Origin of the sequence: Streptoverticillium reticulum (assembly GCF_047456005.1) — a bacterium.
Lineage (GTDB): Bacteria > Actinomycetota > Actinomycetes > Streptomycetales > Streptomycetaceae > Streptomyces > Streptomyces reticulum.
Map to the genome: position 1 here is coordinate 4,155,047 of NZ_CP179755.1, position 15,495 is coordinate 4,170,541.

11 protein-coding genes, 1 tRNA gene and 1 pseudogene are annotated in these 15,495 nt (G+C 72.6%); 6 read left to right on the top strand and 7 right to left on the bottom strand.

Annotated features, from left to right (window positions below; translation table 11 throughout):
• Positions 1-3 precede the first annotated feature (3 nt).
• The 3 genes from ACMATS_RS18850 to ACMATS_RS18860 are packed head-to-tail and all read right to left on the bottom strand — an operon-like array spanning position 4 to position 3,396.
• Positions 4-876: a sulfurtransferase gene (locus ACMATS_RS18850; RefSeq protein WP_414168540.1), complete on the bottom strand. Its 873-nt coding sequence runs from the start codon at positions 874-876 to the stop codon at positions 4-6.
• Positions 873-2,102: an ATP-grasp domain-containing protein gene (locus tag ACMATS_RS18855; RefSeq protein ID WP_414168541.1), complete on the bottom strand. Its 1,230-nt coding sequence runs from the start codon at positions 2,100-2,102 to the stop codon at positions 873-875. The genes ACMATS_RS18850 and ACMATS_RS18855 overlap by 4 nt, the downstream gene beginning before the upstream one ends.
• A 37-nt stretch (positions 2,103-2,139) precedes the next feature.
• On the bottom strand, positions 2,140-3,396 hold the full coding sequence (locus ACMATS_RS18860) for a radical SAM protein (RefSeq protein ID WP_414168543.1): 1,257 nt from the start codon (positions 3,394-3,396) through the stop codon (positions 2,140-2,142).
• Positions 3,397-4,052: 656 nt separating this feature from the next.
• On the opposite strand from ACMATS_RS18860, the gene ACMATS_RS18865 reads away from it, so the two are divergent.
• Entirely contained in the window at positions 4,053-4,403 is a 351-nt protein-coding gene (locus tag ACMATS_RS18865; RefSeq protein ID WP_390777191.1) for a hypothetical protein, read from the top strand.
• Between the two features lie 125 nt (positions 4,404-4,528).
• On the opposite strand, the gene ACMATS_RS18870 is transcribed toward ACMATS_RS18865, so the two are convergent.
• Together ACMATS_RS18870 and ACMATS_RS18875 are read right to left on the bottom strand one after the other, a co-directional pair.
• A tRNA-Ser gene (locus ACMATS_RS18870) sits at positions 4,529-4,615 on the bottom strand.
• A gap of 56 nt (positions 4,616-4,671) precedes the next feature.
• Entirely contained in the window at positions 4,672-6,282 is a 1,611-nt protein-coding gene (locus ACMATS_RS18875; RefSeq protein WP_414170746.1) for a S1C family serine protease, read from the bottom strand.
• Between the two features lie 473 nt (positions 6,283-6,755).
• Here ACMATS_RS18875 and ACMATS_RS18880 point away from each other — a divergent pair, with 473 nt between their 5' ends.
• The 3 genes and pseudogenes from ACMATS_RS18880 to ACMATS_RS18890 all read left to right on the top strand — a co-directional run bounded on the left by ACMATS_RS18880 (position 6,756) and on the right by ACMATS_RS18890 (position 9,415).
• A complete protein-coding gene (locus ACMATS_RS18880; RefSeq protein ID WP_390777193.1) occupies positions 6,756-7,601 on the top strand; it encodes a glycerophosphodiester phosphodiesterase in 846 nt (281 codons plus the stop codon).
• 98 nt (positions 7,602-7,699) lie between these two features.
• Positions 7,700-8,311, top strand: a pseudogene (locus ACMATS_RS18885) (ATP-binding protein).
• Between the two features lie 132 nt (positions 8,312-8,443).
• Positions 8,444-9,415 (top strand): DUF5926 family protein, encoded by a 972-nt coding sequence (locus tag ACMATS_RS18890; RefSeq protein ID WP_414168545.1) that lies wholly within the window; start codon positions 8,444-8,446, stop codon positions 9,413-9,415.
• 417 nt (positions 9,416-9,832) lie between these two features.
• Here the strand turns inward: ACMATS_RS18890 and ACMATS_RS18895 are convergent, their stop codons facing one another.
• Together ACMATS_RS18895 and ACMATS_RS18900 are read right to left on the bottom strand one after the other, a co-directional pair.
• Positions 9,833-10,435 (bottom strand): hypothetical protein, encoded by a 603-nt coding sequence (locus tag ACMATS_RS18895; protein ID WP_414168546.1) that lies wholly within the window; start codon positions 10,433-10,435, stop codon positions 9,833-9,835.
• A 393-nt stretch (positions 10,436-10,828) separates the two neighbouring features.
• Positions 10,829-11,596 (bottom strand): bifunctional DNA primase/polymerase, encoded by a 768-nt coding sequence (locus tag ACMATS_RS18900; protein WP_390777196.1) that lies wholly within the window; start codon positions 11,594-11,596, stop codon positions 10,829-10,831.
• A gap of 753 nt (positions 11,597-12,349) precedes the next feature.
• Between ACMATS_RS18900 and ACMATS_RS18905 the strand changes: the two genes are divergently transcribed.
• Entirely contained in the window at positions 12,350-13,801 is a 1,452-nt protein-coding gene (locus ACMATS_RS18905; protein WP_414168547.1) for a PP2C family protein-serine/threonine phosphatase, read from the top strand.
• A gap of 81 nt (positions 13,802-13,882) precedes the next feature.
• Positions 13,883-15,385, top strand: a complete 1,503-nt coding sequence (locus tag ACMATS_RS18910) for an aminopeptidase P family protein (RefSeq protein WP_390777198.1) — start codon at positions 13,883-13,885, stop codon at positions 15,383-15,385.
• Positions 15,386-15,495: the final 110 nt, after the last annotated feature.

Consider the following 15,495-nt stretch of genomic DNA (forward strand, 5'->3'; position numbering starts at 1 on the left):
GGGCTACTCCTTCCCCGGCTCGGCGCCCGTCACGACCGGCGGGCCGGAGGGCAGGCCCCACTCGCTCCAGGAGCCGTCGTACACCGCGAGGTCGCGGTAGCCGGCCAGTTCGGCGCCGAGGGCGAGCACGCAGGCGGTGACGCCGGAGCCGCAGCTGAACACCAGCCGCTCGTGGTCGCCGGCCACCGGGGCGAAGGCGGAGCGGAGTTCCCCGGCGGGCAGCATCCGGCCGCCGTCCTGCAGTTCGGTGAACGGCAGGTTGGCGGCGCCGGGCATGTGGCCGCCGCGCAGGCCGGGCCGGGGCTCGGCCTCGGTGCCGGCGTACCGGCCGCGGGAGCGGGCGTCGAGGACGGCCGCGCTCCCGTCCGCCAGGGTCTGCTGCACGGTGCCGATGTCGACGAGCAGCCCGGTGCGGGGCCGTGCGGTGAAGTCGCCCACGGCGGGCGGCTCCTGGTCGAACGGGCGGCACGGGTGCCCGGCGGCCGTCCAGGCGGGCAGTCCGCCGTCGAGGACGGCGGCCCGGTCGAAGCCCATCGCGCGCAGCATCCACCAGGCCCGGGCGCTGGAGTAGATGCCGGCCGCGTCGTACACGACCACGGTGGAACGGTCGTTGACGCCCAGGGCCCGTATCCCGCGGACGAACTGCTCGGTGCCGGGCATGGTGTGCGGGCGGGGGTCGTCGTGGTCGGACATCGCCCCGTCGATGTCGAACACCCGGGCGCCGGCGATCGGCGTCCCGGTGCCGCGGGCGGCGCCGACGCTCGCGTCGAGCACCACCAGGTCGGGGTGGCCGAGGCGGTCGGCCAGCCAGTCGACGGTGACCAGCGGACCGGGCAGGGACAGGGGAGGGACCGGGGTCGGGGTCAGGGAACTCATCGCGCACCTTCCTCGCTTCCGAGCGGCCGCCACTTGGCCGTCTCGGCGAACCAGGTGTGGACGCGTGCCATGTTGGCCACGACATCCTCCTCCGAGCTCCCGGCGACCGCATAACCGGCCAGGAACAAACCGGACTTGACGCCGCCGTGGAAGGTCTGGCCACTGGCGCCGTGCAGCACCCGCTCGTGGACGCAGTCCGGCTCGCCCTCGGCCGGCAGGTACTCCAGGACTCCGTTGAGCGGCGGGATGCACATGCCCGCGAAGGGCCGGAGCACGGGATCCGCGGGCGTCACGGCCAGTCCGCACTCGGCGTACAGCCACTCGCGGTCGACGTCGATGCCCCGGGCGTGGATCAGCGTGGTGGCGATCATGCCGCCGCCGGTGCGGCTGGCGATCTCGCAGAACACCAGCCGGTCGTCCGGAGTGACCCACAACTCGCAGTGGAACGCGGTGTTCTCCGGCGTCGGCAGCCGGTCGAGCACCGCGCGGGTCGCCTCGACCAGCCGGCCGTACACCGGATTGCCGGGCTCCAGCGCGAGGCTGGCCACCCAGTCGTTGCTGCGGAACGACAGGCAGTCGTTGACGTACCGGAAGGGCTGGACGAAGACCACCTCGCCGCCGGCCACCAGGCCGTCGATGTGGAACATCTGGCCCTCGACGAAGGTCTCGACCATGCTGGTGCCGCGCCAGGGGCTGGCCAGGTAGGCGTCCAGTTCCGCCTCGTCGCGGATCACCGCGGCGCCCAGCGAGCCCGACTCGGAGACCGGCTTGACCACCACCGGGTAGCCGTGCTCCTCGACGAACTCCAGGACGGTGTAGGCGGATTCGACCTGCCGGTAGTCCGGCAGGCCGACGGGGCCGCCGGCCAGGTGGTCCTTCAGGTGGTCCTTCATCACGACCTTGTCGCGGAAAGCGAGGGCGCTCGCCGTCCGCTGGCCGGGCAGGTCCAGCAGGTCGCGCAGCCGGGCCGCCCGCAGCACGTCCGCCTCGGCCCGGGCGAACACGGCCTCCACGCCGAGCTCGCGGGCCAGCCGCAGCGCCGTCTTGTCGACCAGCTGGTTGGTGTCGTAGTCCGCGAAGGCGTACACGTGCCGCAGGTGGCGGCGGTACTCCTCGGCGTACCCGTCGGTGGTGAGCACGACCGGCTCGATGCCGGTGCCCTCCAGCCAGCGGTCGTACGGCGTCTTCGAGTAGGGGGTCTTGGCGAAGACCAGAATGCGGCGCACGGGCGGCCCTTTCTCGGCTTGTCGGCTTCCCGGCTTCTCAGCCGGCGGTCTCGACGATCGGCAGACGACGGCGCTCGGGCACCCGGGACACGAGCTGCTGCTCCTCGGCGAGCTCGCGGGCGAAGCACCCGTCCTTGTAGTGGCCGGAGAGCCGCTTGGCGGTGAAGGCCTCGATCTCCTCGTGGTCGAACTCGACCCGGTAACCGGCCTCTTCGCCCCCCGCGGTGGTGCGGACCAGGATGCCGAGGTGCGGCTCGAAGGTGTTGACGCAGCCGACGATGTCGCCGATCTTCTCGCGGCGCTCGTCGTCCGCCTCGGAGAGCAGCTCCTCCGGAGTCGGGATGGCGGCGAACAGCTGACGGCCGGCCCGGCACCAGCCGACGTGGCCGGGGAAGCCCATGACCTTGATGCCGAAGGTGCCGAAGTCCTCGCTGACACCGAGCTGGAAGCTCATGTCGACGGTCTCGTGGAGCTCCTTGAGGTCGAGGTAGGCCTGCGCGATCTCCTCGTGGCTCATCTGGAGTTCCGCGTGCTTGCCGCCGTGCGCGGCGTAGTTGTTGAAGCGGACGGTGTCGACGCCCAGCTTGTTGAAGTAGTGGACGTAGCGCTCCAGCGACTCGCGGCCGTGGTTGTGCCGCCCGACGGTGACGCCGATGTTCACGCGGAAGGCGTCGTCGCTCTCGCCCGAGCGGGCGCGCCACTGCTCGTTGTACGTCCCGATGCGGCGCAGCACCTCCTCGGTGAGGGCACCGGTGAACACGCCCTTGATCGGGTAGCTGCCGTCGTCGATGACGGCGAGGTTCTCGTCGATCACACCGTGGTAGGTGATCGAGATGGTCCCGTAGCCGCTCTCGCGGGCCAGGTCGAGCAGCTCGGCCCAGTTGTCGGCGAGCAGCGGCCGTCCACTGGTCCAGGCGTCGCCCTTGGCCATGGTCTCGGTCGGCGTGTGGTCCGCGTCCTGCCGGAACTCACGGTTGTTGGCGGGACCGTAGATGCGCATGAACTCGCCGTCGTACGCGAAGCTGTCGACGTACCGCGGGTAGACGTGGAAGCCCTGCGACTCCAGGCCGGCCTTGATCAGCGGGCCTTCCTCCATCGCGAACGACCTGTCGTACACCTTCTCGTAGTTGACGAACCAGCAGTGCGTGCACTTCTGGCCGCAGGTGTTCTTCCCGACCTTGGTGTCGAGGTCGAGGTAGATGTGGATGTCCTCCGGCTTGATGTCCGCGAACGGGACGGAGAACGGCTGGTCGCCGTGGAAGTCGTAGGCGATGGGCGCGTTCTGGACAGGCATGTATCCCCCCGATGGGTCGTGAATGGCAGAACGGAGGAGCGCCGCGGCGTACGGCGCCTCGGACAGGGCGTGGTGCCGCTGTGCGGAAGACCCGGTGACGACGTCCGGCAGGGCGGCGAGCCCGGCTAGAACCGCCTCACACCACGGGTCGGAGTGCCTTCGACTCCGCCGACGACAAGACTCACGACGCCCCCCGACTCGCTCGACATGCGCCCCCACCGTGGACGACCGTGAATGATCAAACGGTCGCTCGGCGTGGCAACGGAACGATCCAACAGCGGCCGTTCTTCGTCAATCCCCGCCGGAGCCGATAGATACCCAAAGAAAACCTTTGAGTTCGGTGCAGGGCGAAACGATTTGGCCCGTGTCAACGGCCCTTAGGTACCGGGACGTTAAAAACGCGAAGAGGATGCCCCTGTGTCAGAGGCACCCCCTTCGGGCGGCTTCTTCGCCGGCGCCGCAACATGAGAATCAGGCGCGACGCCCGCAGGGCCTGAACAGGTGACCCGACGTGAGAAACAGTCAGAGTTCCGTTAAAACAACCGAACTTACGCCCGTTTGGATGAATTTCCGACGCATGCCCTACCGCTCTATGCGAAACGGCGTTCTGCTGGCGCTATCCGGACAGGCAGATTCTCGGTGAGGGGGAAGTGGCCGTGAACTCAACAAAGGTGCTGCGCCGGTTCGGCAAAGCCGCTGTGACAGCCACCTCGGCGCTCGCGCTGCTGGGGGCACTGCCCGGCAGTGCGCTGGCGGCGAGTGGGACGTACACGTACGTGACGCCGACAGGTCAGACCGTCCAGGGCCAGGACCCGTCCAGCGATACGTGCATCCCGCTTACGGGCGGTGCGGTCAAGTTCTCCAACGACACCACCGACACGGCGTTCCTGTACGCAAGCGCTTCGTGCAGCGGACAGTGGGGTGAACTCGTCGGCACCGGCGCCACATGGGACGCACCCTCGGGTGCTCAGGCGCTCGCCGTGCGTTTCGGCTCAGCACCGGGGTGAGCAATAGCCCTTCGGGGCTGATCAACACCGGGATGCCGGTGATCCAAGCCGAGACAAGCCCCACGCGAAAGGGGTGCCCCCGAACCGGGGACACCCCTTCTGGTCAGCGCCTACGCTGACTTGGGCGGAGGCTGTGGGATTTGAACCCACGGTGACATCGCTGCCACGACGGTTTTCAAGACCGTTCCCTTAGGCCGCTCGGGCAAGCCTCCCCGCACCGCCTCGCGGCAGCGCGGGGACAGCCTACCGGGTGACGGCAGGCGGAAGGTCAGCTGTCGCCCTTGCGTTCGCCCAGCGTGATCTCGGTCGTGGCCTGCTTGCCGTCGCGGGTGTAGGTCACGGTGACCTTGTCGCCGGGCTGGTGCGTCCAGATCTCGCTGATCAGGGTCGGACCGCTGTCGATCTTCGAGTCGTCGAGCTTGGTGATCACGTCGCCCGGCTTGAGGCCGGCCTTGTCCGCCGGACCGCCGGGCGAAACGGCCGGGCTGCCGTTGGCGCCGTTGGCGGCGATCTTGGCTCCGCCGCCGGAGTCCTTCATGTTCACCGTGGCCGAGATGACCGGGTAGATCGGCGTGCGGTCCCGGATCAGCTGCTCGGCGACGTTCTTCGCCTGGTTGATCGGGATCGCGAAGCCGAGGCCGATGCTGCCGGACTGGCCCTGGCCGCCGCCGAATCCGCCGCCGTTGCCCGCGGACTGGATCGCCGAGTTGATGCCGATGACGGCGCCCTGGGCGTTGAGCAGCGGGCCGCCGGAGTTGCCCGGGTTGATCGACGCGTCCGTCTGCAGCGCGCTCATGTACGAGGCCTGGCCGCTGCCGCCGCCGTCGCTGGAGGCCACCGGCCGCTTCTTGGCGCTCACGATGCCCGTGGTGACCGTGCCGGACAGCCCGAAGGGCGCACCGATGGCGACCGTCGCGTCGCCCACCGCCGCCTTGTCGGAGTCACCGAGCGGGAGCGGGTTGAGCTTGGCGCCGGAAGGGTTCTTCAGCTTGATGACGGCGACGTCGTAGCCCTGGGCCCGGCCGACCACCTCGGCGTCGTAGCTCTTGCCGTCCGAGAACGTCGCCTGCAGCTTGCCGCCGTCCGCGGCCGCGGCCACAACGTGGTTGTTGGTGAGGATGTGGCCCTGCTTGTCGTAGACGAAGCCGGTGCCCGTGCCGCCGTCGCCGTTGTTGCTCTGCGCCTCGATGGTGACGACGCTCGGCAGCGCCTTGGTCGCGATGTCCGCGACCGAACCGGGCGAACGGCTCTCCACCTTCGGGTCGCCCGCGGCGGAGACGGTCGTCGAACCGTTGCCGTCGGTGCGGTTCGCGGCCCAGTAGCCGACGCCGCCGCCGACACCGCCCGCGATGAGGGCCGCGGCCAGCACGGCCGCCACGAGCCCGCCGCCCCGCTTGCGCTGCGGCGCGGGCGCACCCCACGGATCGGTGGCACCGTACGGACCCTGCGGCCCGTCGGGCCCGCCGTACCAGGCGCCGGTGGCGGACTGCTGCGGCGCGGCGCCCGCCGGGCCACCGGGTGCGGCAGCGGCGAACTGCGCGGCGTACGGGTCCGCCTGCGGCGCGCCGTACGGAGCCCCGGCCGGGGCCTCGGCCTTGGACATCTGCACACCGGCGCCCTGGGCTTGCTGGCCTACGGGCGCACCCGCGGCAACTGCCGCTGCATCCGCGGGAACCGGCGGCATCTGCGTCGTGGCGCCGTGGGCCTCGGGCGCACCGCCGGAAGCAGCAGCCGCCTGGGCGGCACCGCCGTGGGCACCCGGCGCTCCCGCCGGGCCCGCTGCCGCATCCGCGGGAACGGACGGCATCTGCGCCGTCGCACCGTGGGCGTCGGCCGCACCCGCAGGGGCAGCCGTCCCGCCCGCCGGGACCGGCGGCATCTGCGCCGTGGCGTCGTGAGCACCGGCCGCCCCCTCCGGGGAAGCCGCCGGCAGCTGCGCCGTGGCGGGCTCCGCCGGGTGCCGGTCGCCCGTCGGCGCGGCAGCGCCGACGGCGGGCGGCTCCGCCGGGGCCGGCGGAACAAGACCCGCACCCGTGTCCGGGGTCGGAGACCCCGCCCCCGGCTCGGCCGCGGACGGAACGGCGGCGCCCTCGTTCTCGGTGCTCACAGTTGTCTCCTCATCAGGTGCATGGTGCAGTCCGATGCATTTCGGTACACATCGGTCTTTTCGCGACCCAGGCCACGCTCGCAACATGTCTGCCGCAAGCTTTTCCCATTGCACGTCAGACCGCCGTAAACGGAGGCTGTGTCCCCACTGGCCTCACAGCCCCCGCCGGAGCCGCCCGGATCCGGGCGATTACCGAACAAAGGGCCCGCATGCGCGATTGTGCCAGGCGATGGCACCATAACGCGGTGACCTATGCGCACCCGGCCCGGGACATCCGTCCCGAGCGCCATCCGCTTGCCGTCGTAGCCCACCGGGGAGCCTCCGAGGACGCCCCGGAACACACGCTGGCCGCGTACCGCAAAGCACTGGAGGACGGCGCCGACGGGCTGGAGTGCGACGTCCGGCTGACCGCCGACGGGCACCTGGTCTGCGTGCACGACCGCCGGGTGAACCGCACGTCCAACGGCCGCGGTGCCGTCTCCGCCCTGGAGCTGGCCGACCTCGCGGCGCTCGACTTCGGCTCGTGGAAGGGCAAGGCCGCCGACGCCGAGGCGCCGGACATCGACCCGGCCGCCCCCGATCACGAGCGCACCTCCGTCCTCACCCTGGAGCGCCTCCTCGAACTCGTCGCCGACTCGGGGCGGCGGGTCGAACTGGCCGTCGAGACCAAGCACCCGACCCGCTGGGCGGGCCAGGTGGAGGAGAAGCTGCTCGGCCTGCTCGACCGCTTCGGCCTGGCCGCACCGCCCGCGGGCGAGGCCTCCCGGGTGCGCGTGATGAGCTTCTCCGCCCGCTCCCTGCAAAGGGTGCACGCGGCCGCGCCCGCCATCCCGACCGTCTATCTCATGCAGTTCATCTCCCCGCGCTACCGCGACGGGCGGCTGCCCGCAGGCGTGCACATCGCCGGGCCGAGCATCCGGATCGTCCGCAACCACCCGGAGTTCGTGGCCCGGCTGCAGCGCGCCGGCAACCAGGTGCACGTCTGGACCGTGAACGAGGCGGAGGACGTCGAACTGTGCGCCCGCCTCGGCGTGGACGCGGTCATCACCAACCGGCCCAAGGCAGTGCTTACCCAGCTGGGCCGCCGCTAGACGCGGGGCGCCCGTCGCGCGGGGGTGCGCCCCGGCGCCACCGTACGGCCATTACAGGGAGTGCACCGGCGCGTTCGCTCCGCAGTCGACCCGCGCGAGTGCCCCTGCCCGTGCGCGATGGCCGGTTTCCGGTACAGGCCATTGGGGCATTCATCCCCTGACGTGGGGCAAAGGAGGTCTCGGGGGTGGCGTTGGTGGTGGCACAGGAGGTGCCCACGTCGTCGATCATGGCCGTACCCCATGGTCCTGCCGGTGTGGGAGAGGCGAGACACCGGATGCGCAAGGATCTGCGCAGCAGCGGGGTACCGGATCCGGTCATCGACGACGCCGTACTGATCCTTTCGGAGCTGCTCAGCAACGCGTACCGGCACGGGCGCCCGCTGCCCCGGGAGAACGGCGCGGCAGGCGGCAGCGGTCCGGAGGGCGGCGGCGGCATCCGCGCGGCCTGGCGGGTGGACGAGCGCGGCAGGCTCACGGTCGAGGTCACCGACGGCGGCGGGCCCACCCGGCCCATTCCGGCCACTCCTTCGGTCACCGCCCGCGGCGGCCGCGGGCTGAACATCATCAGTGCCCTCTCCCAGGACTGGGGCGTGCGCGACGCCTCCGGCGAGGTGACGGTCTGGGCCGCGCTCTCCTCGCGCGCCGGTTTCGCTACGCGCGTTGAGCCCGTCCCCGAGCTCGCCTTCCCGGAGCTCGACGGGCTGATGTGACGACGCGCGTAGACCGGCACAGCGCATCCCGAAGGCGGTGCGGCGCCGAGCGCTAGGCTCGCGCCCGTCAAGGCAGTCCGCCGCCCGGCCCCGCCGTCGGGCGCACCGCACCGATCGGGAGACCCGCACACCATGGCCAAGAAGCGCCGCCCCCAGACCAAGGCCGCCGCACCCCGGGCGGGCAGCGACGCCCCGATCCCCGTGGTGGGCGCCCGCGAGGACTGCCCGTGCGGCTCGGGCCGGCGGTACAAGGCCTGCCACGGCCGCGAGGCCGCGCACGCCGTGGCCGAGCTGGTGCAGCGCCCGTTCGAGGGGCTGCCCGGCGAGGCCGACTGGGTCGCCCTGCGCGAGCTGGTCCCCGCCGCCACGGTCGAGCTCACCCTCAAGGACGGCCTGCCCGAGGGCGTGCCCTCGGTGACGCTCGCCACCGTGCTGCCGATGGCCTGGCCCGCGCTGCGCCGTGACAACGGCGCCGTGCTGCTCGGCCTGCAGAACGACACGGCCTCCGGCGACCTCAGCCGCGACCTCGCCGACACCCTGCAGCGCGCCCTGACCGCCGAGCCCGGCACCCCGGTGGCCGCCGGCCGCGGCGCCGCCGACGGGCCGCGGCTGCAGGACCTGCTGGACCCGGAGGGCGCGTTCGAGCCGACGGTGCACACGGGCTTCGAGTTCTGGATCGAGAACGCCGAGAACGCCACCGGCGAGGTCGCCGCCTCCCTGGAGCGGGCCAACGCCGCCGCGATCCCCACCGTCCGGCTGTCCGGCCCGGACGCCGCGTACTGGTGCGAGACCCCGGAGAAGAACCACCTGCGCTGGGTGATGACGCACCCGGAGGAGCAGCTCCTGGACGCCCTCGCCCGGCTGCACGCCGCGGGCGCGACCTCGCTCGGCGAGGGCACCCGCCTGGTCGGTTCGTTCCGTGCGCACGGGCTGACCGTGCCGGTGTGGGACCTGCCGAGCGGGATGCGGGCGGAGGACGTGGAGAAGCCGGCCCGGGAGTTCGCGGAGCGGCTCGCCGGTGCGCTGGCGGACACCGCGCCGCTGTCGGCCGAGGAGCGGCGGGCCCGCAGTGGCCTCACCAGCCGTCAGGTCACCCTGAACTGACCCGTGCGGGGGATCGGCCGGCCGCGATCCGGTGACGGCGGGGGCGAGGGCGCGGAGGGCCCCGTTCCGGGGCTCACCGGGCGTCCGGCGGCGTGACTCCTGTCACAACTCCCGCTGTCGGCCCGGAAATCCGCGTCCGGAAATCCGCGATCGAATTTGCGAACCGCCGATCTCTTGTTACCGTTTGAGGAGCCCGGTCGCTGGTGCATCCCCCGTCGCCAGCGACCGGGCGCTTCCATGTCCGGACGCGTCCAGAGGGCGCGCGGCATTCTCCGCGCCCCCCGCGCTCCCACAGCCGGCCCACAGCGGGCCGCAGCCCTTCCCCCGCAGCTCCCGCAGCACGTCCGCCCGGACGTCCGTGCGCCCCTGCCCCGGCCCGGCGCCTCCGCGCCCGGCCCGAGCGCTCTGGCGGACCGGCTACGGGAGAAGATCCGGACTGTCGGCCTCCGCCGCAGGGGAGTTGCTCCCGGACCGGAGCAGCAGGTTCCCCTTGGCCGAGGCGATCTCTGCAACCGCTGCATACGAGCCATGTCCGCGCACGGTCGACTCATGCGGCGTCTCGCAGGCGCCCGGATCGTCGGAGGCGGGCATGTCGCACGGCGCCTGGACCGTGCTGCCGTCGGGCGCCATGAGGGTCAGCACGCCCGAGAGCGGGCCGCCCGTGGCGTTCCGGTAGTACGTGCGCCCCCATGTCTCGTGGCCCTGCTCCAGGACGCAGGTCTGGGCCTCCAGGCCCGCGGGGGAGGAGAGTTCGGGCCCGCACTGGGCGATGTTGGCGTCCTGCACGCCCGGCAGCGGGAGGGCCCGGCCGGCGGGCCGGGGGTCGGACGCCGCGGCGGGCGCGCCGCCCGGGAGGACGCCGCCCCGGGCCCGGACCGGCCCCTTGCCCGGCCCCGTCCGCTCCCGGCCGGCCGGACCCGCGGGGCCGGCGCTTGCCGCGGCCAGCGGCAGCACGACGACGAGCGCCACCGCACCGGCCAGGGCGAGCATCCGGAGATTCGCCCCGCGCGGCCTGGACATTTCGGCCATATCGGCCGCACTGGACGCTCGCTCCATGAGGGATCACCTGCAATTCGCCGCGGAAGCCTGATCGCAGGACGGCTCGACGGCACGCCCCTGCGGATGAACCGGACCGACGGCGCCTGCTGCGCTGCGCGCGGCACCCGACACAGGCCCGGTCACCCGAACATAGCGGGCGGGAACGGGTCTTGATGCCCCCACACGGCCGTTTCCCGGGACATCTCGGGGTTGGTTACACCCGAACGAGTGAGAGCGCGGGCGTCTCCCGTCCGTACGCGCTCTCACCTGTCCTCGGAATGTCCCCGGATTGCCCTAGGAACCGGCCGGTCCGGGCCCGGGCCGCGTCAACGCCCTTGCCCCTCCGCACGATCGGCGCGGCGCCCCGGCGGCGTCTCAGTACGTGAGCCGGCTGCCACCGCCGGACGTCCCGCTGTCGGCGCTCTTCTCCACCAGGACGTCCACGACGGTGGCCACGTCCGGCAGCCAGGGCCGCGCGGAGGAGTCGATCCGGCCGGCCCGCAGCAGCCGCCCCGAACCGGCCCCCGGCACACGCCCGTTCCCGGCACCGGACCCCGCCACGCTGCCGCCCGGCCGCGGCGCCCGCTCCCAGCGCACCCGGCCGGCCCCCGTGGGGGACGGCGGCAGCACCACGTAGCCGCCCTCGTTGTGGAAGCGCAGCGAGCCGGGCACCCAGTCCTGGCGGTGCAGCAGTTCGCCGAGCACCTCCAGCGAGTACGGGGCCACCAGCAGGGACCAGCGGGTGGGCGTCGCCACCACGGGGCCCACCCGCACGCCCGCGCGGTCGAGGGCCGCCAGCGCCCGGGCGCCCGCCACCGCGGGCAGGCTCACCGCGCACGGCGCCCGCCCGCCCGTGGCGAGCACGACGGGTGCCTCGGGCCGGTTGGTCCACCACCAGCGGACCATCCGGGTGTCGGTGGTCGCGGCCAGCAGACCGGGGTCGAAGGGGTGGGCGCCGGGGACCGCGCAGTCGGGGTCCGGGCAGCCGCACTCCCGCACCCGGCCACCGCCCGGCCGCAGCCCCACTCCGGGGAGTACGGGCCACTGCCACTCCGTGGCGTACGTCAGGGCCGCGGTGAGCACCGCGGACCGGCCGGCACGCCGGAGGGAGAGCTTGCGTCGCCTTCCGAGGATCTCGCGCATGAGCGCTCGTTCCTTTCCGTGAACGCCGAAGGACCGACTCCCGCCCGGCGGCGGGAACCGTCTCGCACTACATGGCACTTCCATGGCCGTCGCATGGACTGCACGGGACTGCTTGGAACACATGGCACTACGGGCACTGCATGGCGCGGTACTCAACGCGCCGTGGCCCCTGCGAGGCCGCTCACCACATGGATCAACTGGTCTCTGCGCGTACAACGCAGCGCATCATGCCGCGGGCCGAGCGTGAAACGTGGCGGGGGGTGGCGCGCGTATGGCGCTTCGTGCTGCTCCGGTGCGCCCCTCGCCCGCGGCATGGGTTGCCCCACGCCGCTCGGGGACGGGCGTGGCCGTTGACGGTAGAGACGCTCGGGTCCGCCGCCGGGTTCCGGGGCGGCCCCAACTGCCCCTGCCCTTCTCCGAGTACGTACCCACCAGGGTGGGTGTGACGCGCTGTTCGAGCGACGCCAGTCGATCGCAATTCCAAGGCCACGACAGTATTTTCCGGCCAAACTTCAAGGCGCACGGAACCTCCCAGACACCACCAATCCCACTGGTCCAATGCTGGACATCCCCTTGCCCGGGCGTGTACATGTGGAGCACTGATAGCGCGCAACACGACAGGGGGTTTGCGATGCTATTCACCAGAACGCGCAGACCAACAGCCTGGTCACAACGGTCCGTCGAATCGCGGCGGACGGCGCGTCCGGCCGGCCGGGAGCACTCCTCCGCACGGCCCGCCCCGGGCAGCCGGCCATGACCGCGCCCCACCTGCCGAAAGTGGCCGGAATCAATCCACCGCCCCCTGCTTCCCCGCACACTTCCGCCCCCGACGAGCCCTCCGTCCCCGCGTCCCCGGACCGCCCGGAGCCCTCCCCCGCACCTCCCGCGCCGAACGCCGTCGTCCAGGACCGCCTCGCCGGCTGGATCTCCGACCTCACCACGCTCCAGGAACTGATCGAGCGGCTGCTGCGCACCACCACCCTCGACGCCGCCCTGCACGAACTGCTGCGCGCCGGAGCCCTGCTGCTCGGCGCCGGCCGCGGCCTGGTCACCCTGCAGCCGTCCGAGGGCACCGGCCGGCCCGTCACCGTCGGCCTGGGGCTGGGCCGCGCGGACCTCGGGCACATCGAGACCATTCCGCACGACGGCGGGTACGTACGGCTCCTCGACGACCTGCCGCCCACGGGGACGGGGAATCGTTCCGGCACGGCCCACCCCGACATCGCCGGCGAGGACGGCCTCGACCCACGCCACCGCGAGGTCGCGGCCCGCCTGGGCTACGCCGCCAGCTACGCGGTGCCGCTGGAGCCCGCGGCCGGGGGCCGGGCGCCCGGGCCCCGGCTCGGCGCCGCCGTCTGGCTCTACGACGAGCCCGCCGAGCCCGCCGAACGCCGCCGCCACCTGGCCGGCCTCTACTGCGGCTGCGCCGCCGAGCACCTGGCCCGGCTCGTCGAGCTGACCCACGCCCGCGAGACCGTCGCCACCCTGCACGAGGAGCTGCTGCCCGGCCGGCTCCCCCGGGTCCCCGGCATCCGCCTCGCCGTCCGCCACCGCACCGGCCCCGGGGGCGGCGGCGACTGGTACGACGCGCTTCCGCTGCCCGAGGGGGCGCTGGGCCTCGCCGTCGGCGGGATCTCCGGCTCCGGGCCGGGCGCCGTCGCCGCGATGGGCCGGCTGCGCGCCTCGCTGCGGGCGTACGCCGTGATGGAGGGCGAGGATCCGGTCGCCGTCCTCTCCGACCTCGAGCTCCTGCTGCGGCTGACCGAGCCCTCCTGGGCCGCCACCGCGCTCTTCGCCTACTGCGAGCCCGCCGCGCGCAAGGTCGTCGTGGCCGGGGCCGGGCACTGCTCGCCGCTGATCATCGGCGACGGCCGGGCCGAGTACGTGGAGACCTCGCTCTCGGCACCGCTGGGCATGCTCGCCTGCTGGGAGGCGCCCAGCGTGGAAATCGAACCGGCACCCGGAGAAACGCTCCTCTTCTACAGCGACGGCCTGCTGCACCGCACCGGCGACGCCATGGACCGCGCCTTCACCCGCCTGCAGCGGGCGGCTGCGAGCGTCCCCCGGGCCGCGCGCCACGACCCGGAGGCCATCGCGGACCACGTCCTGCGGACCGTCCTGCCGGAGGGCGGCACGGCGGGTACCGGAGGCAAGGACGCCGAGCACGCCGAGGACGTCGTGCTGCTCGTCGCCCACTTCGAGTGATCATCGTCCGATCACCGTCCGGAAATTCGACGTCATCCGATGGAGCACAGCCCTCCTCGTCCGCTTTCCGCCACACATACGATGGAACGCGGCCCCGTTCGAGGAGGAAATGCAGTGACCGAGCAGCCCGCGCCCGAGAACCCCGAAGGTGACGAGCCGATCAAGCAGCGGAAGAACGGCCTCTACCCGGCCGTCTCCGACGAGCTTGCCGCCAACATGAAGTCCGGCTGGGCCGATACCGAACTGCGCGACCTGGAGCCCATAGCCCAGGCGGCGGAGACCGCGAAGCGCCGCGCCGAGCTGTCCGCGCGGTTCCCCGGCGAGCGTCTGGTGATCCCCGCGGGCAACCTGAAGACCCGCTCGAACGACACCGAGTACAGCTTCCGCGCCTCGACCGAGTACGTGTACCTCACCGGCGACCAGACCGAGGACGGCGTCCTGGTCCTGGAGCCGACGGCCGGCGAGGGCCACGAGGCGACGGTCTACCTGCTGCCCCGCTCCGACCGCGAGAACGGCGAGTTCTGGCTGGACGGCCAGGGCGAGCTCTGGGTCGGCCGACGGCACAGCCTCACCGAGGCCGAGCAGCTGCTCGGCATCCCCGCCCGCGACGTGCGCCGGCTCGCCGACGCCCTGCGCGAGGCCACCGGCCCCGTCCGCGTCGTCCGCGGCCACGACGCCGGCATCGAGGCGGCACTGACGGACAACCCCGACAGCAACGTCACCGCCGAGCGCGACGAGGAGCTGCGGGTCTTCGTCAGCGAGCAGCGCCTGGTCAAGGACGCCTTCGAGATAGCCGAGCTGCAGAAGGCCGTCGACTCCACGGTGCGCGGCTTCGAGGACGTCGTGAAGGTCCTCGACAAGGCCGAGGCCACCAGCGAGCGGTACATCGAAGGAACGTTCTTCCTGCGCGCCCGCGTCGAGGGCAACGACATAGGCTACGGCTCCATCTGCGCCGCCGGCCCGCACGCCACCACCCTGCACTGGGTGCGCAACGACGGCCCGGTCCGCTCCGGCGACCTGCTGCTCCTGGACGCCGGCGTGGAGACCCGCACCCTCTACACCGCGGACGTCACCCGCACCCTGCCGATCAACGGCACCTACTCCGAGCTGCAGCGCAAGATCTACGACGCCGTGTACGAGGCCCAGGAGGCCGGCATCGCGGCCGTCCGCCCCGGCGCCAAGTACCGCGACTTCCACGACGCCGCCCAGCGCGTCCTCGCCGCGAAGCTCATCGAGTGGGGCCTGCTCGAGGGCCCGGTCGAGCGCGCCCTGGAGCTCGGCCTGCAGCGCCGCTGGACCCTGCACGGCACCGGCCACATGCTCGGCCTGGACGTCCACGACTGCGCGGTCGCCCGCACCGAGACCTACGTCGACGGCGTCCTGGAGCCCGGCATGGTCCTCACCGTCGAGCCCGGCCTGTACTTCCAGGCCGACGACCTGACCGTGCCGGAGGAGTACCGGGGCATCGGCGTCCGCATCGAGGACGACATCCTCGTCACCGAGGACGGCAACCGGAACCTCTCCGCCGCACTGCCGCGTACCTCCGCGGACGTCGAGGCGTGGATGGCGGGGCTCAAGGGCTGATCCCCCCTCGCCTCCCGGGAGCCGCGGTCCGCACGAGCGGGCCGCGGCTCCCGTGCGTCTGGCGGGTGTGACCCGTGAACGGGCCGGTAAAGCAGTGGACTTGCCGTGTC